Genomic DNA, 18443 nt, shown 5'->3' on the forward strand with positions numbered 1-18443 from the left:
TTTTACTATCCACCTATAGTGGCCATTGATTCATGTATTCCGGTTTTAGCAACGCGTTGGCGCTCTGCTTCCCAGCCATCCTTTGTGCGCCTACCAAACGCTGCCATTAAATGTTGTTCCAGTTGAGCATCGTCACATCCGGCCCGCATTAAGTCTTTAACATTTATTACTCCATCATCGTATAAGCAGGTTTTCAACGTCCCTTGCGGCGTAACGCGGATACGATTGCATGTGCCGCAAAACGTGCGCGAGTAGGCTGCAATTATGCCAACACTGCCCTTATGGCCAGGGATGTTGTAATTATAGGCTGTTGAATTAGCCGGATCAATACTTTTTGTAATACCCGGAAAATGCTGTTGAATCTCATTCAGAATACGCGCATGATCCCATTCCAGTCCCTTATAAACATGTCCATCGCCGTTAAAAGGCATTTCTTCAATAAAACGTACACTTACAGGCAAATGTTTAGTTAACTCAACCAGCGGAATAATATCCTGGGTGTTCTTGCCTGCCATAACAACAGCGTTTATTTTAACCGTCATATCATTGCGAAGCAACTCCTGCAATGTTTCCATCACCTTTGCAAACTCATCACGAAGCGTAATAGTAAAAAAACGATTAGCATCCAGGGTATCCAAACTAAGATTGACCGTATTTATACCCAGCTTCTTCATTTCGCCAACGTAAGGTGCAGTGAGTACGCCGTTGGTGGTCATACTAAGATCCTTTAGCCCATTTAATTTGGACAAACCAGCCAATAAGCTCATTATGTCCTTGCGTACAAAAGGTTCGCCCCCGGTAATACGTATTTTCTCAACTCCCATTTTCACAAGGAGAGAACAAGCACGCATCATTTCCTCATAGCTCATCAACTCCGTACGCGACAGCCAGTTGAGGCCTTCTTCTGGCATGCAATAAAAACAGCGCAAATTGCACCTATCTGTCACCGCAAGGCGCAGATAATTTATTTTTCTGCCGTGATTATCCGTTAACAACTGTCCAATTTCTATTTATATCATTGTAAAATTACACATATCTGCCGTACGCTGTGTTTTTTAATTGTCGTTTTATCACAAAAATGTGGCTATTGATTGCCGCACAAGCTCCAAACATTCGTTTATATTTGTTTCAGATGAAAGAACTGCAAGACATTGTAACCGCTTTTGATAAGGCAGCGGCATTGGGTAAACAAACCGCTTTGGCAACAGTAGTGCATGTGGAGGGATCGTCCTACCGCCATGCCGGAGCGCGAATGTTAATTGCAGATGATGGTGAGCTTACCGGCGCAATAAGCGGCGGTTGCCTTGAGGGAGATGCCTTGCGCAAAGCCCGCTTAGCAATGGCCCAGAACCGCCCAATGTTGGTTACTTATGATACTACGGACGATGACGACGCCAAATTTGGTGTGGGATTGGGTTGTAATGGCGTTATCCATATCCTGATTGAACCTTTGTCAACGAATGACAATAATAGTCCGGTTAACTTATTCAAGTTATTTTTAAGTAGAAGGAGGCCTGTTGTTTTGGCAACTCTTTTTTCATTAAAAGACAAAAAGAAAGAGCAACCCGGAACTTGTTTGTTATTATCAGATGACGAATTTATCACCAACAACTTTCCAGACGAAATAATTCAAAATGCAGTTATGGATGATGCACGCTATGTGCTTCGAAACGGTAATTCGGTAACAAAAGCGTATTCGTACGATAACGAGTTTACCTGTTTTGTAGAGTTATTGCAACCTGCTGTTTCGCTGGTGATATTTGGTGCCGGCAATGATGCCATTCCGTTAATGAATTTTGCAGCGGTTTTAGGCTGGCAGGTTACGATAGTTGATGGAAGGGCTAATTATGCGGTACCGGCAAGATTTCCATCAGCCAAACAGGTAATCACTGCCAAACCGGAGCAAGCACTTTCGTCATTATTGCTTGACGAAAGAACAGCGGTGGTGTTGATGACGCATAACTTTAACTACGATATGGCTATACTGAAGCAATTATTGTCTTTGAATTTGGCTTATATAGGCTGCCTGGGCCCTAAAAAACGGTTAAACCGAATGCTAAACGATATGCGGGAAGATGGACTGGAAATAACCGGTGACCAATTAGAAAATGTTTATGGCCCTGCGGGATTGGCAATAGGTTCAGAAAATGCTGATGAGATAGCACTATCTATTATCTCAGAAATACAGGCTGTGTTAAAAAAGAGCGAGGCGGTTTCTTTAAGAAACAAAACCTTTATACATGATCGCGCTGACCAGATCATTAAGCAGGACTTATGACCGGCATTATCATTTTGGCAGCAGGCGCATCAACCCGTATGGGCGAAGCAAAACAAAATTTACGTTTTAAGTGCCATACCTTGTTGCAAACTGCTGTAAAAGCTGCCGTTGCGTCCAAAGCAAATACAGTTGCTGTAGTTCTAGGTGCCAACGCTAACAGCATCGCTCCTACAATAATCAATGAACCTGTACACGTTTTTGTAAATGATGATTGGCATACAGGCATGGGGGCTACAATTAGTTATGGTTTAAATGAATTGTTAAAACTGCAACCTGAACTCTCATCAGTTCTATTTATGCTTACTGACCAACCCCTTGTGGAGCACGAATTCATCAACAAATTGATCGAACAGGCTGCTCCCCGCAAAATAATTGCAAGTTCATACAATGAGACAATGGGGCCCCCTGTGTTATTTGACAAAGAGTTTTTTGAGGAATTATTAATGATGACAGGGAATGATGGCGCAAAAAGGATAATACAAAAACATTTAAAGGCGGTAGTTGAAACTCCTTTTCCGTTGGGTGCTTTTGATATCGACACGCCAGAAGATTACGATAAATTGAGTAAATTATAATTAAAACATATCCCGCTCAATCACGGCAGATTCGCAGATATAAGTGGGTACAATCCCCGTAGAATTTATGCGAACGTCCGCGTCTTTCGCAAGCGTGTTGCCAGATAATACCAGCACGGTATCTAAACCGTATTTATTACCTCCTAAAATATCGGTTTGCAAGGTATCACCTACCATAACAATGTCTTTTTTGCTAATAGGACGATACTCGCGTATCAAATCATAAGCAAACATAAACATTTGCGAATCGGGCTTACCAAAACGTATAAATGCCTTACCAACAATATCTTCCATCATTTTAGCTAAACCACCAATTGCTACAGCTACATTGTTTACAGATACCGGATAAGCATAATCAGTATTCGCAACGATAGCCGGTATAGGCCGTCTGCGCAGCAAATTAACCGCCGTGTTCAAATCATTGCGCCAGTCAAATCCCTCATCATCCAAAAAAATAAGGGCGTTAACCTGATCGAAATTATCCTGGTTTATTTGCGAAACCGGTATGGTGTGGAGACCTGAACTTTCAATATAGTGAGCAGAATTTTCTGTACCCAAATAAGCAACTATACCATCCTCGACTTTCAAATCAAGGTACTCTTTGGTGAGCATACCCGAGGAAATGATCCTATCAGCGGTAATAGCTTCCAGGCCTAGCAAGTGGTACGATGCCGCCAACTGTTCAGGGCTGCGCGATGCATCATTAGTTACTATATAATACTCTTTGTTTTGTTCGGCCAGATATTCAAAAGTGCCTTCAATACCTTTAACAAGCCCGGTATAGTTTTTCAACACGCCAAATGCATCAAAAAACACTACATCATACTTGTCTATAATGGTTTTGAAATTATCAATTCGCTGCATACTTATCTTGTAGGGGTTAGATAGTGTATTCCAAATATATCATTTTACACGACAAATGCATGCAATTACTGGGCGAGCTTTAATCAAGTTGTAATGCTGACACCAATTTTTCGGCATCAAAGTCCCTGTCAACCGATGGAAGATAGATCTCAAAAGCCTCCCCTTGTAGTTTTTTAGCGTATTGCTCTGCAAAAAAGTACTTACCATCCTTTATCACGTAATTAAGAATAAAAAAACGGTACGCTTCTTTTAAGAATCGAACTTCATTTGCGGTAAGTGGATTTACAGCATGATATTCTTTTAAAAATAATATAAAACGCTCTTCATTCAGCGTGTTAATCCCATAGCTAAACACGGTCCTATCACCAACATCAGACACTACCCTGCTCAAGAAATAAAAGTCGAGCACCCTGTAACTCATCCTGAACCAATCGTAATCCCAACGTGAATACAAATTCTGATTACCGTCTACCGAAAAATTTCCTATGTTCCAATCAATAAAAACCGGAATAATATCAAAAGAGCTCATGGTATATTTTGAGCGGTTTTTCAGAAAAGTTTCACAGTGATACTTAAGGAAATCAGCTTTCATGGCAGAACCAAACTGTTTCTCGTTAACCTCTAATTGGTGCATCAACGAGTAAATATCAGTGCGAAGGGTTTTTGAAGATTTTGGCAACACATTTTTTATGTGCTTACAAGCTTTATGAAACTTACCCACCTGCTGTCCAAGCTTCATTATATGATTTTCATCAAGGCGGCGTGGTAAGCGCTCCAGAATACGTGTGGGATTATAGAAAACGACCCACGCATCGATTTTAGCTTGCTTGTAGTGATAAATATAAACGCGATTGTTTTTTACCAGCGACTTAGCCAACACATTTTCAAAAGGGTAAAGCAAATTGTTAGATAGGCTATGTATAATACGATGATCTTCTTTAAAATGCTCGTATTTTCCGAAGTAGGAAAACTTAGCTATGATGATATCATCATCATCAAATGTTACCCTAAAAACCCTGTTGGTTGACACCATCGCGCTGATGTCTTCAATACTTTTGATGGTTTTTGAAGCATCATAACCTTCCCAGGCTTTTCTTATAATTAAAGAATGATCCATTGTTTGTTTGCTCACAAGGGCGGCAAAGATATAATTTGGAACAATTATATGATTAATATCATTTAAATTATCTCAAAATATCTTTTTAGCTCCCAATCTGTAACGGCTTTATTAAACTGCCTGCACTCCCATAAGCGGGTTTGTGTAAAGTGTTCAACAAACGATTCACCGAATAGTTGCTTGGCTACAGCAGAGTTTTTCATTGTAACCGAAGCATCATACAGGTTGGCGGCTATTTTACCATCGGCCAAATTTGAGTAGCCATTGCCCATGGTCTGCGGAATTTCTAATTTGAGTTTATTTTTAATTCCATACAATCCAGATGCAAGAGCAGCTGCCATTACCAAATATGGATTTGTATCAGCACCTGGTATACGGGTTTCCAGACGGGTATAGGCTTCGGATGTATTGATAACCCTTAGTGCAGTGGTACGATTCTCAACTGCCCAGGTTATGGTAGTTGGTGCCCAAGCCCCTTCTACAAGACGTTTGTAACTATTAATGGTAGGCGCATACATAGGGATAAGATGCGGCAGGCAATATAACTGCCCCGCCAGATATTGTTTATGCAGCTCGCTCATTTTGTTGATGTCGCTGCCGTCATAAAATAAATTTTTGGTTTTGTCGCAGCTCCATAAACTCTGATGCACATGACCACCGCACCCGGGTAAGTTTTCGTCCCACTTGGCCATGAATGATGCCATTATACCATGCTTGTAAGCAATTTCTTTAACGGCTGTTTTTAGCAATACCGCCCTGTCTGCAGCTTCCATGATGTGACTATGCATTATTGCCGCTTCATAAACACCCGGCCCGGTTTCTGTGTGGAAACCCTCTACCGGAATGTCAAACTTTGTCAGCAAGTTTAACAGATCATAACAGAATTCACTGTTTTCAGAAGTTCGTAGTATTGAGTAACCAAACATCCCCGGGCTTATCGGCTGTGGTTTTACAAAATTCTTATCACTTATTGATTGCGGCGTCTCTTTAAAATTAAACCACTCAAACTCCTGCGCAAATTCAGGATGATAACCCAGAGACTCGCACTCGGCGGTAATTTGTTTTAACAGACTGCGCGGGCATGCGGCTAAACCATCGCTTTTGCTACCGCTAAAATCTCCTAAAAAAAATGGAATATCGTCCTGCCATGGCACTGTTCTAAATGTAGACAAGTCGATATAACAAAGCCTATCAGGATAGCCCGTGTGCCAACCTGTAAGCGACACGTTATCATAGGCGTTATCGCTGCTATCCCAGCCAAAAACAACATCACAAAAGCCATATCCGCTTTTTAGTCCATCAATAAACTTTTTGGCGTGTATTATCTTTCCGCGTAATACGCCATCAATATCTGCAAAAGCAAATTTTATTTTCTGTATGTTGTTTTCCTGCAAATACGCAGAAATTTGCTGTTCGTCCATGGTCAGATTTAAACTGTACCAAGATAGCTAATAACGATGTTATTATAAACTTTATCAGCTACAACCTTAAAACTTTATATTAGTTTATGAATAATGATCTGCTATTAGTTTATGGTTCTTTACTTGATGATAACAACGAGTTCGCAAACTATTTAAGGCACAATGCCAACCGAATTGGACCTGCTGTTTTTAAAGGACGCCTCTATGACTGCGGTGAGTATCCCGGAGCCGTAGCAGACAATAACGGTTATAATATAAAGGGGAGCATTTATCAATTGCGGGACACGACTTCGGCATTAATAATGTTAGATGATTACGAAGGTTTTGGGCCGGAACAAGAGCAACCCAATTTATTTATACGCAAATCTATCACCGTAACCACTGGTGTTAAAATGGTTACATGCTGGATCTATCTTTACAACTTACCGGTTGAAAGTTTGCGAGAAATCACATCAGGCGATTATTTGGCTTACATCAGGACATAAAAAAAATCCCTCCACGGCTTTCGCCGGAAGGGATCTAACAGTATAAGTTTTAGAGTGGTTACAATTTAGCTGACTTTACAGTTTTGATGATAACTGCAGCAACTTTGTATGGATCGGCAGCCGAGTTTGGACGACGATCTTCCAAATAACCGCTCCAGTCATGATCTACAGTATAAAGCGGGATACGGATAGAAGCACCACGATCTGATACACCATAGCTAAAGTCATGAATTGAAGCTGTTTCGTGTTTACCGGTTAAACGCTGATCGTTGTATGCTCCGTAAACAGCAATACACTCTTCAACTGCAGGGCGGAAAGACTCGCAAATTGCTTCAAAAGTAGCTTTGCTGTTTGCAGTACGTAAAGTAGTGTTTGAGAAGTTAGCGTGCATACCAGAACCGTTCCAGTCTAACTGACCAAGCGGTTTACAATGGTAGTTGATAGAAACTCCATATTTCTCGCCTATTCTTTCTAACAAATAACGGGCAACCCAAATTTGGTCACCAGCTTCTTTAGCGCCTTTAGAGAAGATCTGGAATTCCCATTGTCCGGCAGCAACTTCAGCGTTGATACCCTCAACATTTAAACCAGCCTCTAAACATACGTCTAAGTGCTCTTCAACAATCTCGCGGCCGAACGCATTTTGCGCACCTACTGAACAGTAGTACGGGCCTTGCGGACCTGGGTAACCACCTGCCGGGAAACCAAGAGGTTTGTTGGTTGCAGGATCCCAAAGGAAATATTCTTGCTCAAAACCGAACCAGAAATCATTATCATCATCCTGGATAAGCGCACGGCCGTTTGACTCATGTGGCTGACCTTTTGAATCCAATACTTCGCACATTACTAAGTGAGCGTCTTTTCTTTGTGGATCAGGTACAGTGAACACTGGTTTCAAGATACAATCCGAAGAACCACCTGGTGCCTGCTCAGTTGATGAACCATCGAAGCTCCAGTTATCCAGATCTTCAACTTTTCCACTGAAACTTTTAACAATTTTTGTTTTACTACGCAGGCTTTGAGTTGGTTTATACCCATCAAGCCAAATGTACTCGAGTTTTGTTGCCATTTTTTATGTAATTTGTAAAGTTTAACACGAATTGCGATTTTTACCAGTAAAAATCGCTTTATGAAGACAAATCTAAAATAATAAATCTATTTTTTGAAAATATTATCACAAAAAGTATGTAAAAATTTAAAATCACATAAAAATATTACGTATTTATATTAAAAATCCAATTTGTTTAACCATTAGATTATATTTTGCCACAGATAGCAGTCTTTTGCAGCTAACATTAAATCTTCATTTCTAATATTTTTCTTTTCTTGTACGCTATTAGGTTAGATGCCCCGTCTAAACCGTTGTAGTATTATTCTTTTCTATTATTTAGCTGGGTTGCAGAGAGTATTGTTTATTTTTTATTAAAATTGCGCTCTGTATTAATTCATCTATAAAATAAAACATATAAATCATGAAAATAACCGTTATTGGTGCCGGTGCAGTCGGCGCTACCTGCGCGGATAACATTGCAAGGAAAGAGTTAGCCGAAGAGTTGATTTTATTAGACATCAGAGAAGGTTTTGCTGAAGGCAAGGCTATTGATATGATGCAAACTTCGGCTCTTTTAGAGTTTGATACCAAAATTAAAGGTGTTACCAATGACTACGCAGCTACTGCCGACTCTGAAGTGGTTGTTATTACATCAGGTTTGCCACGTAAACCTGGTATGACACGCGAAGAATTGATTGGCACTAATGCAGGTATTGTTAAAAGCGTTACCGAGAATGTTTTAAAATACTCGCCTAACACTATTATTATAGTAGTATCTAATCCAATGGATACCATGAACTACTTAACGCTTAAAACTTCGGGTTTGCCTAAAAACCGTATCATAGGTATGGGCGGCGCGCTGGATTCTGCAAGGTTTAAATATTACCTGAGCCAGGAACTAGGATGCTCTCCTGCCGACCTTAACGCAGTTGTTATAGGCGGCCACGGTGATACCACCATGATACCGTTGATAAACCACGCTTATTGGAACAGCGTACCGGTTACCAACTTTTTAAGCAAAGAGCAGCAGGATAAAGTTGTTGCAGCTACTATGGTTGGCGGCGCTACTTTAACTAAGCTTATTGGTACTTCTGCATGGTATGCACCTGGTGCAGGTACGGCCTTTATGGTTGAAGCTATTGTACGCGACCAAAAGAAACTACTTTCTTGCGGTGTTGCTTTGGATGGCGAGTATGGCCAGTCTGACATTTCATTGGTGGTGCCTGTTATATTAGGCAAGAACGGATGGGAGAAGATTGTTGACTACAGCTTAACTGCTGATGAGCAAGCTGCTTTTAACAAAAGCGCGGATGCTGTACGTAACATGAACCAGGTTTTGACAGACAGCAACCTGATCTAATAAAATCAACTTAAATAAAAAAGGCCTTCATTTAAAAAAATGAAGGCCTTTTTTATTGTTTTATGGGATGTTGAAAAAAAATGTGTGCCATGCAGGTTATTTTGTTGCTAAACCGTTGCAACTTATTGCCCCGCTAATTTGCCAGCAGATATACTACCAAATCCGGAATACCAACAGTTGCGTTCTCCTCTATTTTAATAATGTTGCTAACCTTTACATCCGGAATATTTGGGTCAACAATATATTTAGGTACGCTCCGCGGAACAGCATTGATCAACCCCGCGGCCGGGTACACAGCCAGCGACGAGCCTATAAGAATAAAAATATCAGCTGCCGCACATAAATGAATGGCCGGTTCTATCATCGGTACCGCCTCGCCAAACCAAACCACATGCGCCCTCAATTGCGAACCCAGTTCGCACACCTCTCCCATTTTTAACTCCCAGCCTTCTATAGGATAAGTCAATTCAGGATTGATGCTTGACTGCGATCTTGTAATAACCCCGTGCAGGTGCATTACATTAGTGGAACCTGCACGCTCATGCAGATCATCTATATTTTGGGTAATGATGGTTACGTCGTATTTGCTTTCCAAGTCAACAAGTGCCTTGTGTGCGGCATTGGGTTGCGCCCTTAACGCGCCTTTACGGCGCATATTATAAAACTCCTGTACCAGTGTCGGGTCAGCGGCCCAAGCCTCGGGTGTAGCTACATCCTCAATGCGGTAACCTTCCCACAAGCCGTCGCTTCCCCTAAATGTTTGCAGGCCACTCTCTGCGCTTATGCCGGCACCTGTTAAAACAACTATCTTCTTTTTCATAGGACAACTCCATAAAAAAAGCGATCAGTTGCCTGATCGCTCTAATTCTTATTTAAAAATTAATTTAGAGCGCCAGCTCTGTGCGGGTTCGTAATGCACTGTATTTCTTCTTCGCCAGTTCAAATCCGCCAAAAAGTATGAAGCCAAATACGGCGTCACCTAACAGCATATTCTTCTCGAACGGAATGGCTGCAATTAAAGCCGAGCCATAACCTGCAACCGTTTTAGGGTAAAGTCCACCGGCATCGTTGATCCATGGCATATCCATTATTAACCAGTGTATGGTTACCGGAGCAAACAGGATGATCAATGACGTGCGGAAGTTGATGTTTTTTATAAGCGACGCAATAAATACCATTAAGCAAAAGCATACGCAGTTCCAGAAAGTATCACCGCTAAAGAATATCCAGCTATTGGTATAAAAATGATTGATTACCACATCGCTTGCATAAAGCGATAACAGTACAACAATGTAAGCTTTCCATTTGTCAGTAAAATAAACACCCCCAAACATAGCGATAGCACCAACCGGACTAAAGTTGCTCATGAATTTATACTCATAGCTTATCAGGCGCATAGCAGTTGCTGCTATTATCATCAAAATAAGAACAATGGTGCGGGTGTTAACTTTTTGTAGTGACATACTTTTTATTGATGAAGTAAAATTAGTTATTTATCGCATTAAATAAAATGGCAATAATTTACTTATTGATAAATGCAATTTTACCTGGGTTGATGCCTGTTGTAACCGTGTAAACTTTTTTGCCTGTTGCATCAAAAGCTGTTAAAGTGCCGTTTGACTTGTAATCTTTAGCATCAGCCACAAAAATATTTTTAGTTAAATTATCAAATGCAATAGCAAAAGGGTTAGTTATTACAGTACCATCAGTAATAAAATTGGCTTTTTCAAATGCTTGTGTTTTTGCATTAAACATTGTAATCTTGTTGTCGGCTGTTGGAAAATACACGTAATCGCCCTGCACAATAATTGGAATGTTATAACCTACGCTAACGGCCGGTTTTGACTTTACAACATCAGTAGAAGTGTTTATTATGGTCAACCCGGGATCTACCGACGGCGATGTAGCAGCATAATTACCTAATGACAATACATAAACATTATTATACGCATCGGCTGCCAAGCTAATTGGGTTGTCAGTAACGGTTATTTTTTTAGTTTCGGTAAGCGTATTAAGATCAATGACCGACACAGTTTTATCAAAATTGGGGTAATCTAAACCACCTGAATTAGCCACATATAATTTACCGTTAGAAATAGCCATTTGCTCTGGTGCACGCCCAACTGTAATGGTTTTGGTGATAGCAAGCGTAGCGGTATCGATAACGGATACGGTACCGTTATACGACGTAACAAACGCGCTCTTATCATAAAAAACAACAAAGCGGGGCGAAGCTATAGTTATCTGCTTAGTTAATACAGCTGTTTTTGCATTGGCCACGGTAACCAGATTGCTGCCATTCATAACCAGGTACATTTTGCTGCCATATATTCCTACATCGTTACCGGTGTCGCCAATTTTTTTTCCATTTGCTGATTGGTATATATCCGGCGAAGTAGTTTTAGCAAGATAGTCGTAATAGGTAAGCGTACTATTGGTATTGGTGAAATTGCCCTGATTAAGCACATAAACACCCTGCGTAGGTAAAGTAAATACTGGGTCGTTTTTTTTGCAGGATGCCAGTAACACCACAAACGTTAGCGCGGTTATCAGGTGGTTGAGTTTAAATTGTTTCATGGGATTATGTTATATAGTTATTTGAAATGAAATTCTGAATGATCTGCCGGGCATGGGGTAATTGCGCACCACGACGTAACTCGCACTGTAAAGGTTATTTATCTCTGCGGATACCATAAAAGGCAACAGCTTGTAACTTCCTTTGTAAATAATAGATAGATCTGCTAAACCGTAAGCAGGTAAGTAATCATTTGGGAAGGTTATATCATTATTATTATTATAAAAGCGCAGCGACGAGAAAACTTGATTATAATAAACTCCCCAACCCTTTCTATTAATGCCAGCATTTAGATTGACAAGATGCTGCGGCGTATACGGCAATTGATTTTTGTAGGTCGATTCGTCCGGGTAACTTAAGTTCATTGCCCGCTGATAAGAATAATTAATCGTTAACACACCTTTGTAGACGTTGCTAAAGCGTGTTTCGGTTTTGATGCCAATATCAGCTCCAACTCCATTAACCTTTTCTACATTCTGCACTGAACCACCATATACGTTAGGTGTGTAAATAATTTTATCCTTTACCTTATTGAAATATACGTCTGCCGTAAATGAGAGATAATCCACTGCCCCCGTCAGATTTTTACCATAAGTAGCGCCAACATCAAATTGGTCTGCAAACTCAGGCCTAAGACCGGTATTGGTTATGTAGGGATAATATAACTCAATAAAAGTAGGCACTCGGAATGTATTCTTGTAAAAGGCGCGAACAGTGAACGGCTCACCTAGCTTATAGTTCGCCATTAACGTTGGCGAAAACACGTTTCTATCGGGTAATGTTGTGCCGGTGGCAACACTTTCGTTAATATTGCTATTCAAAACACTTCCTTGCAGGGTTAACTTGCCTACTTTAAAATTGGTAGCCAATACATTTAGCAAAGTAGTCCTGGTGGGGCTTTTAAACAAAGGGCGGTTAGCCGTCATGCTATTAATAGCAAGATCACTGGCGTAAGATATTTCCCAGTTTTTTGTAATAAGGTAGGCTAAGGATGCCGATTGATAAAACTCCTGCTGGCGGTAATGCTGATCTAAAAATCCGTCTGAGTTAAAAAACTGAGGGTTATAATAATGCAGGTAGCTGTTAGCATATTTGGCGTTTACCAGCAGGCGCAGGCCATTATTCCAACTCTTTTGATAGCCGGACTGCATAAAAAAATCACTGTTCCATAACCGCTGCCCTTCAGGCGGAGGTATGTATAAAACAACCGGACCTGGCAGCCCCCTGTTGCCGTGGTAATAATTCACCCTTAAGTTAAACGCGCTGCTGCCCTTACCCTGCCAATAAACCGCACCATCTATTTGCTGAATTTTTACATCAGCCGCCACCCTTTCCTGCCTTATATCTTTACTGCCATCATTAATGTAATAGCCGTATTTTCCGTTTGCATTTTCTGTATACCCATTCACAATAAACGACCATTGATTCCCCAATCGCTGCTGCCATTGCAGATATGGATTGATAAGACCAAACGAACCTGCCTTTAAGCCTGCTGTAATTGCATAAGGCTTTGCGTCTGTTAGATTTGGTTTAATTGTTTTTATAGAGAGTACTGTAGCTGAGGCAGATGACCTTGCCGGCTGGTTAATATCAGACGGCTGGCCGTTATAAAGAGTTATTTCGGCAACGTTATTAAGGTTGAACCTGCTCAGGTCTATCTGCCCATTCTCGGCATCGCTAATTTGAATACCGTCCAGCAAAACAGCTGTGTGATTAGCGCCCAAACCACGCACCGAGACAGTTTTAAGGCCACCTACGCCGCCATAATCCTTTATGGTAACACCAGAGAAACCGCGTATGGCATCGGCTATGTTAAATGCGCTGTAGCGGATAAACTGGTCTGCCTTTACTTGCTGTGCCGGCGTGATGCTTTTCAATAACTCAGCCCGCGATGAGGAGATCACCACCTCCTTTAGTTTTTTAGTGGTGTCTGATTGTGCTAAAACCTGGTGAAACGGAAGCACAGCCAACACCAACGCCAGTCGGCGAGGTAATGATCTATCATAAAATGCCCTTATTACAGCTGTTATTTTCACGGTTGCAAGAAACTTACAGCACGCGGAGACGGGATGCGTCAGAATGAAAGCACGCCGGTATTATAGCGTATTTCACATTCAAGCTTCAATCCCCGAAAGCTGTGAATTAATATGGCTATGGGCAGGTCTTCTGACTTGCTCCCCTCCTGTCCGGCCTTCCCATCCCGAACATTCGGGGTAGTGACCAATTGATTGGACGTTTGGTTATGGAGCTTACAGCTGCGGGACAGTTACAGATTTACACTGTATTCCCTTTTAATTCCCGGTGATGTTGCCACCTTCCGGGAAACCTAAAGCGTGGCAAATGTACAATAAGTATCAGCCAATGGCAAGTATCGGCTCACCTAACCACACTTTTTAAAACCGTATGCCATTTATGCTGTTAATAGAGCATTATGGCAACACGAGCATTAACACCCACTATATCAAATTACAAGTCTCTTCCGCTTAGGGAGGAGCCAATTAACCTTAACTGGCCCGAGCGTTATATATCAATAGCGGCCGGCGTTAAGTTTACCTTTTCTGGACTCAAGGGCCTGTTTAAAAGTCCGCTGTTTAGTTTATTGAAGCTGGGCGCGGGCGGTTACCTGTTAAACAGGGGCATAAGCGGGCATTGTAATATTTACGAGTCTATTGGCAAAAACAGCCAGGAGCCGGTGGATGTAACTATCAAGTCGGCTTTTGTTATTGATAAACCCCGCAGAGCAGTATATGATTTTTGGCGCAAGCTGGATAACCTACCCCTATTTATGAACCACCTGGAAAGCGTTGAAGAAGTGGACGACACCCGCTCGCACTGGATATTGCGGCTGCCTACAGGCGTTGGTACCGTAAGCTGGGATGCCCAGATCGTTAAAGATAAACCGGGCGAGGTAATTGGATGGAGCTCATTACCCGGCTCAATCATAGACAATGCCGGCAAGGTTTTCTTTAGGGATGCTGCCGATGGCAACGGAACCATTGTTGATGTGATCATCAGCTACCAGCCGCCGGCAGGTGGGGTTGGTGCAAGCATAGCCAACCTGTTAAACCCGGTGTTTAAAAATATGGTGGATACCGATGTGCGTAACTTTAAGCAGTACATGGACATTGACAACAGTTTAAAACCCGTACAACGTAACGGCAGCATTACCCATAAGGCAGAAGCTAAGCACTAAAATATTGCTACTCTCACAGAAATTGTATGCTAAAGAAGCCCCGTTTTCCGGGGCTTTTTTTGTTGGTTTAACGGGGTGTTGCAGAAAAATGTATGTTCCCCTTTTGGAAAAATATAATTATTTGATTTACAGGTAGTTGAATTTTTAAACTGTAATAACTTATTCGTCAGTATAATCAGCTGTAAAATGTTATTAACATGCTAATTATCAAATTATTGTCTATTGGTAAAATTGGCTGTTTTTTGCCATAAATTGCAACAGAATAGCAACACAAAAGCAACAGTTTAGCAACACTTTTGCAACAGCAGGTTTTTGAATTGCAAAGTACAGCACGCGTGTGGTAGCCGCATCATTTTTTCTTATTGCTTTATTCGTTGATTATCAAGAAATAACATTTACAACTAATAACTACGGAACTTAATTTCTAAGAAAAATTTGTAACTATCATTCCACATAGGCTATATTAGTATTCCTAACAGGAATACCAAAGATACCTTACATGCTGACGATTGAAAAACTTAAACCTGTTTTTGAAGATTTTCCTGTGGCCGCACTGCTGTTAGCAGTCGATGAGCAATTTGAAATCCTTGGCGCTAATGACGCTTATCTTCAACTGCTGTCCCGTACCAGGGAAGACTTATGCGGGAGACCCCTGTTTGATGTATTTCCCGATCTGCAGCCCGGCGATCCCCAGTCTCCTATCAGTCGCACCGGGCGGAGTATCCGCAGCGCTATACAACTTAAGCAACCGCAAACCCCGGGCATCATACCCTACCCCATAAGCAATCGTTTACGATATTGGGATCCCGAATATATCCCGGTGTTTGATGGTGCAGGTAACGTAGCTTACATTTTTCAAATAGTGCATGAAAACGCCTCAGTGGGAAAGCTTACGTATGAACACATTTTTGAGACGGCGCAAAATCCCTTTTTCTTATCAGACGGCGAGGGGCGGGTGTTAGCAGTAAATCAGGCTGCATGCGAGTTGTTTGGCTTCACCAAAGTAACTGCTACCAAGTTTACCCGTTATGATCTGCTGGATCAGGACGACCCGCGTTTGCAACAATTGTTAATGCAACAAGAGCAGTTTGGAACAGTTAAAGGCGAAACTACCGGAATTTTACCCGGTGGTCTGCGGTTCCCTTGCGAATATTCATCAGTCAGGCTTTTTAATGAAGCAGAAGGCGAACGCTACTGTACCGAAATTATTGATACACGGAAGTGGAAAGCTCCAGAGGAAAATTTACGTGCGATATTTAACCATACGGTTGAGGGATTTGTATTGGTTGATACCGATTTAGCCATCATCGCATCTAACGACAAAGCAAATATATTGATCTTTCAGCATGCCGCGGGGAAGGTGGTAACACCGGGCACGTCACTATTAGATTATCTGCCCGAAGACCGGCGCCTGCTGTTTAAAATGGCCGCGACCAAAGCAATTGCCGGTGAGCCAATAGCTTATGAAAAGGCTTACCCTGGCCCCGACGGAAATTTATGCTGGTATTGTTTCAGCATAAACCCTGTTCTGGAAGGCGAAAAAACGGTAGGCTTGTGCATATCAGGGCGGGATATCACCGCACAAAAAAGTGCGGAGGAAAAGATGTTTCGCAGCGAAAAGCGGTTTCGGGGGCTGGTGGAGAATAATGCAGATGCCATAGCGATTAGGTCTGCCGATGGAAGGGTCTTATACGTCTCGCCTGCAGGCGAACATATCACCGGCTTTACGGAGTCTGAAACACTTCTGTTTGAACCTTTCAGCACCGTACGCAAAGAAGATCTGGGAAACATAAGGCACGCAATAGATGATGTGTTTGCCCATCCGGGTGTACCTGTAAATGTTAAGGCGTACAGAGTGTTGCACCACGATGGCACCTGGCGATGGATAGAATCTACTTTTACCAACATGCTGCATGATCCGGCAATAGGCGGCATAATAGATAATTTCAGGGATGTGACTGAACGTGTTGAGGCCGAGTTAAGATTACAGTTTGCTAAACAGAATATTGAACGCTCTGAAGAAAAATATCATAAAATATTTGACCTTAGCCCCTTGCCTAAGTGGATCTATGACACGCAATCGCTGCGTATTTTAGAAGTTAATAAAGCGGCTATTCATCATTACGGATACAGCCGGGCCGAGTTTCTTAACATGAACATTAAGGATCTCCGACCGGCAGAAGATGTTGATGTGTTTGAAAAAACATTGCCACAACTGACCGAACAAACTTATAAACCGCAAAAGTACTGGCGGCACCTTAAAAAAGACGGGACAGTTATCCTGGTAGATATCACGGGTCACCCAATTGACTTTGTTGGCCGGGCGGCCCGGATGGTTATTTGCCGCGATGTTACCGAGCAGGTGAATGCCGAAGCCAATCTTTTACAAAGCAATGAACGGTTTCGCCAGGCTGCTAAAGCTGCCTCCGATGCCATTTGGGACTGGGACATTTCAACAAATATGGTGTGGATAGGCGAAGGCTTTGCTACGCTTTTTGGTTACGGGCAGGCAGGTCAGATGGTGCCGATAGACTGGATGTTGGAGCGGCTGCACCCGGATGAGCGTCGCCACGTGTTAACGAGTATCCAGGCAGTACTTAAGGGCGAACTGAATGAGCGCTGGCGAGACGAATACCGGTTTAAAAAAGCTGACCACTCCTATGCCATTACCTCCAGTAACGCGGTGGTGCTTCGAGACGAGCATGACAAGCCATTGCGGATGATAGGCGCTATGAAAGACGTAACAAATCAAAAGGAGGAGGAACATCATTTAAAACTGTTGGAATCTGTGATCACTAATACGACTGACGCGGTAATGATCACATCGGTTGGAGACGACGATCAGCTACCTACTGTTATTTACGTAAACAACTCTTTTACCAAATTAACGGGCTATACAAGTGACGAGATCAATTTGGGTGGGATAGCTTTGCTACACGGGCCGGAAACAGATGCGCTCCTGATTGAAAGGCTTATCAAGGCTATGAAAGATGGGGAAAGTTGTGCTATTGAAGCTGTGTTTTATAAAAAGGACGGCCAGCCTTACTGGGCCTCGCTTGCAATAGCGCCGGTTGCTGATGCCGGTGGGCAGGTGAAAAATTACATCGCAATTGAACGCGATATAACAGAACGCATGAATTATCTTACCGCTATTGAGGCGCAGAATAAACAATTGCGAGAAATTGCCTGGTCACAATCGCACATTGTACGGGCGCCTTTGGCCCGCATTATCGGGCTTACCGACATGGCCATGGAGCCTGAAAACCAGGAGTCGTTGCCCCAGGTGTTATCTTATTTGAAGGTCTCTGCAGAGGAGCTGGATGCCGTCATCCATGAAATTATTGGAAAGGCAAACTGTGATGATTTAGGTGAATAGCGGTTTTTAGGCTACTTTGCCGGAGTTTTTTTGGTTTTGCGGGGTGTTGCAGAAAATGTACGTTCCCTTGTCAAAAAATATAATTATTTGATAATTGATTTGCTAAGCCATAACATACGGCCCCGCTGGCGCAAGAATGCAGCGCAAG

The 18443-nt window shown here is 42.1% G+C and carries 15 protein-coding genes and 1 riboswitch; of the genes, 6 read left to right on the forward strand and 9 right to left on the reverse strand.

Features of this window, described 5'->3' with window-relative positions; genetic code table 11:
- Positions 1-5: 5 nt before the first annotated feature.
- Positions 6-995, reverse strand: a complete 990-nt coding sequence (gene moaA / locus ACVW2L_RS08765; protein WP_457127587.1) for a GTP 3',8-cyclase MoaA — start codon at positions 993-995, stop codon at positions 6-8.
- 137 nt (positions 996-1132) lie between these two features.
- On the opposite strand from moaA, the gene ACVW2L_RS08770 reads away from it, so the two are divergent.
- Complete coding sequence (locus ACVW2L_RS08770) at positions 1133-2278, forward strand: XdhC family protein (protein ID WP_457127588.1); 1146 nt, start codon at positions 1133-1135, stop codon at positions 2276-2278.
- Positions 2275-2853 (forward strand): nucleotidyltransferase family protein, encoded by a 579-nt coding sequence (locus ACVW2L_RS08775; protein WP_457127589.1) that lies wholly within the window; start codon positions 2275-2277, stop codon positions 2851-2853. Before ACVW2L_RS08770 ends, ACVW2L_RS08775 begins: the two co-directional genes overlap by 4 nt.
- Here the strand turns inward: ACVW2L_RS08775 and ACVW2L_RS08780 are convergent, their stop codons facing one another.
- The 3 genes from ACVW2L_RS08780 to ACVW2L_RS08790 all read right to left on the reverse strand — a co-directional run bounded on the left by ACVW2L_RS08780 (position 2854) and on the right by ACVW2L_RS08790 (position 6255).
- Positions 2854-3717 carry an HAD-IIA family hydrolase gene (locus ACVW2L_RS08780; protein WP_457127590.1) on the reverse strand — a complete coding sequence of 288 codons (864 nt, stop codon included), beginning with the start codon at positions 3715-3717 and terminating at the stop codon, positions 2854-2856.
- Positions 3718-3796: 79 nt separating this feature from the next.
- Positions 3797-4834, reverse strand: a complete 1038-nt coding sequence (locus ACVW2L_RS08785; RefSeq protein WP_457127591.1) for a hypothetical protein — start codon at positions 4832-4834, stop codon at positions 3797-3799.
- A gap of 62 nt (positions 4835-4896) precedes the next feature.
- Entirely contained in the window at positions 4897-6255 is a 1359-nt protein-coding gene (locus ACVW2L_RS08790) for a glutamine synthetase family protein (protein ID WP_457127592.1), read from the reverse strand.
- A gap of 86 nt (positions 6256-6341) precedes the next feature.
- Here ACVW2L_RS08790 and ACVW2L_RS08795 point away from each other — a divergent pair, with 86 nt between their 5' ends.
- Positions 6342-6740 (forward strand): gamma-glutamylcyclotransferase family protein, encoded by a 399-nt coding sequence (locus ACVW2L_RS08795; RefSeq protein WP_457127593.1) that lies wholly within the window; start codon positions 6342-6344, stop codon positions 6738-6740.
- Positions 6741-6798: 58 nt separating this feature from the next.
- On the opposite strand, the gene ACVW2L_RS08800 is transcribed toward ACVW2L_RS08795, so the two are convergent.
- Positions 6799-7809, reverse strand: coding sequence for a glutamine synthetase beta-grasp domain-containing protein (locus tag ACVW2L_RS08800; protein ID WP_457127594.1), 1011 nt, complete (start codon positions 7807-7809; stop codon positions 6799-6801).
- Positions 7810-8212: 403 nt separating this feature from the next.
- Between ACVW2L_RS08800 and mdh the strand changes: the two genes are divergently transcribed.
- The gene (mdh, locus tag ACVW2L_RS08805) at positions 8213-9151 is read left to right on the forward strand and encodes a malate dehydrogenase (RefSeq protein WP_457127595.1); all 939 of its coding nucleotides are present in this window, start codon (positions 8213-8215) and stop codon (positions 9149-9151) included.
- Positions 9152-9284: 133 nt separating this feature from the next.
- On the opposite strand, the gene ACVW2L_RS08810 is transcribed toward mdh, so the two are convergent.
- From ACVW2L_RS08810 to ACVW2L_RS08825, 4 genes are all read right to left on the reverse strand, one after another.
- Positions 9285-9971: a Sir2 family NAD-dependent protein deacetylase gene (locus ACVW2L_RS08810; RefSeq protein ID WP_457127596.1), complete on the reverse strand. Its 687-nt coding sequence runs from the start codon at positions 9969-9971 to the stop codon at positions 9285-9287.
- Positions 9972-10035: 64 nt separating this feature from the next.
- Positions 10036-10614: a DUF6580 family putative transport protein gene (locus ACVW2L_RS08815; protein ID WP_457127597.1), complete on the reverse strand. Its 579-nt coding sequence runs from the start codon at positions 10612-10614 to the stop codon at positions 10036-10038.
- Between the two features lie 58 nt (positions 10615-10672).
- A complete protein-coding gene (locus ACVW2L_RS08820; RefSeq protein ID WP_457127598.1) occupies positions 10673-11728 on the reverse strand; it encodes a YncE family protein in 1056 nt (351 codons plus the stop codon).
- 9 nt (positions 11729-11737) lie between these two features.
- On the reverse strand, positions 11738-13762 hold the full coding sequence (locus ACVW2L_RS08825; protein WP_457127599.1) for a TonB-dependent receptor plug domain-containing protein: 2025 nt from the start codon (positions 13760-13762) through the stop codon (positions 11738-11740).
- A 103-nt stretch (positions 13763-13865) separates the two neighbouring features.
- Positions 13866-14071: riboswitch (cobalamin riboswitch) on the reverse strand.
- Between the two features lie 86 nt (positions 14072-14157).
- Between ACVW2L_RS08825 and ACVW2L_RS08830 the strand changes: the two genes are divergently transcribed.
- Together ACVW2L_RS08830 and ACVW2L_RS08835 are read left to right on the forward strand one after the other, a co-directional pair.
- Positions 14158-14919, forward strand: coding sequence for an SRPBCC family protein (locus ACVW2L_RS08830; protein WP_457127600.1), 762 nt, complete (start codon positions 14158-14160; stop codon positions 14917-14919).
- A gap of 499 nt (positions 14920-15418) precedes the next feature.
- Positions 15419-18295, forward strand: coding sequence for a PAS domain S-box protein (locus ACVW2L_RS08835; protein ID WP_457127601.1), 2877 nt, complete (start codon positions 15419-15421; stop codon positions 18293-18295).
- Positions 18296-18443 lie beyond the last annotated feature (148 nt).

It is taken from the genome of Mucilaginibacter sp. HD30 (genome assembly GCF_054061755.1).

What these genes read in the sequence shown, in the direction of transcription:
- ACVW2L_RS08790 (WP_457127592.1), bottom strand. Translation starts at nt 6,255, where the DNA reads ATGGACGAACAGCAAATTTCTGCGTATTTGCAGGAAAACAACATACAG.
- ACVW2L_RS08835 (WP_457127601.1), top strand. Translation starts at nt 15,419, where the DNA reads ATGCTGACGATTGAAAAACTTAAACCTGTTTTTGAAGATTTTCCTGTG.
- ACVW2L_RS08775 (WP_457127589.1), top strand. Translation starts at nt 2,275, where the DNA reads ATGACCGGCATTATCATTTTGGCAGCAGGCGCATCAACCCGTATGGGC.
- ACVW2L_RS08830 (WP_457127600.1), top strand. Translation starts at nt 14,158, where the DNA reads ATGGCAACACGAGCATTAACACCCACTATATCAAATTACAAGTCTCTT.
- ACVW2L_RS08820 (WP_457127598.1), bottom strand. Translation starts at nt 11,728, where the DNA reads ATGAAACAATTTAAACTCAACCACCTGATAACCGCGCTAACGTTTGTG.
- mdh (WP_457127595.1), top strand. Translation starts at nt 8,213, where the DNA reads ATGAAAATAACCGTTATTGGTGCCGGTGCAGTCGGCGCTACCTGCGCG.
- ACVW2L_RS08795 (WP_457127593.1), top strand. Translation starts at nt 6,342, where the DNA reads ATGAATAATGATCTGCTATTAGTTTATGGTTCTTTACTTGATGATAAC.
- ACVW2L_RS08815 (WP_457127597.1), bottom strand. Translation starts at nt 10,614, where the DNA reads ATGTCACTACAAAAAGTTAACACCCGCACCATTGTTCTTATTTTGATG.
- ACVW2L_RS08810 (WP_457127596.1), bottom strand. Translation starts at nt 9,971, where the DNA reads ATGAAAAAGAAGATAGTTGTTTTAACAGGTGCCGGCATAAGCGCAGAG.
- ACVW2L_RS08800 (WP_457127594.1), bottom strand. Translation starts at nt 7,809, where the DNA reads ATGGCAACAAAACTCGAGTACATTTGGCTTGATGGGTATAAACCAACT.
- ACVW2L_RS08785 (WP_457127591.1), bottom strand. Translation starts at nt 4,834, where the DNA reads ATGGATCATTCTTTAATTATAAGAAAAGCCTGGGAAGGTTATGATGCT.
- ACVW2L_RS08780 (WP_457127590.1), bottom strand. Translation starts at nt 3,717, where the DNA reads ATGCAGCGAATTGATAATTTCAAAACCATTATAGACAAGTATGATGTA.
- ACVW2L_RS08770 (WP_457127588.1), top strand. Translation starts at nt 1,133, where the DNA reads ATGAAAGAACTGCAAGACATTGTAACCGCTTTTGATAAGGCAGCGGCA.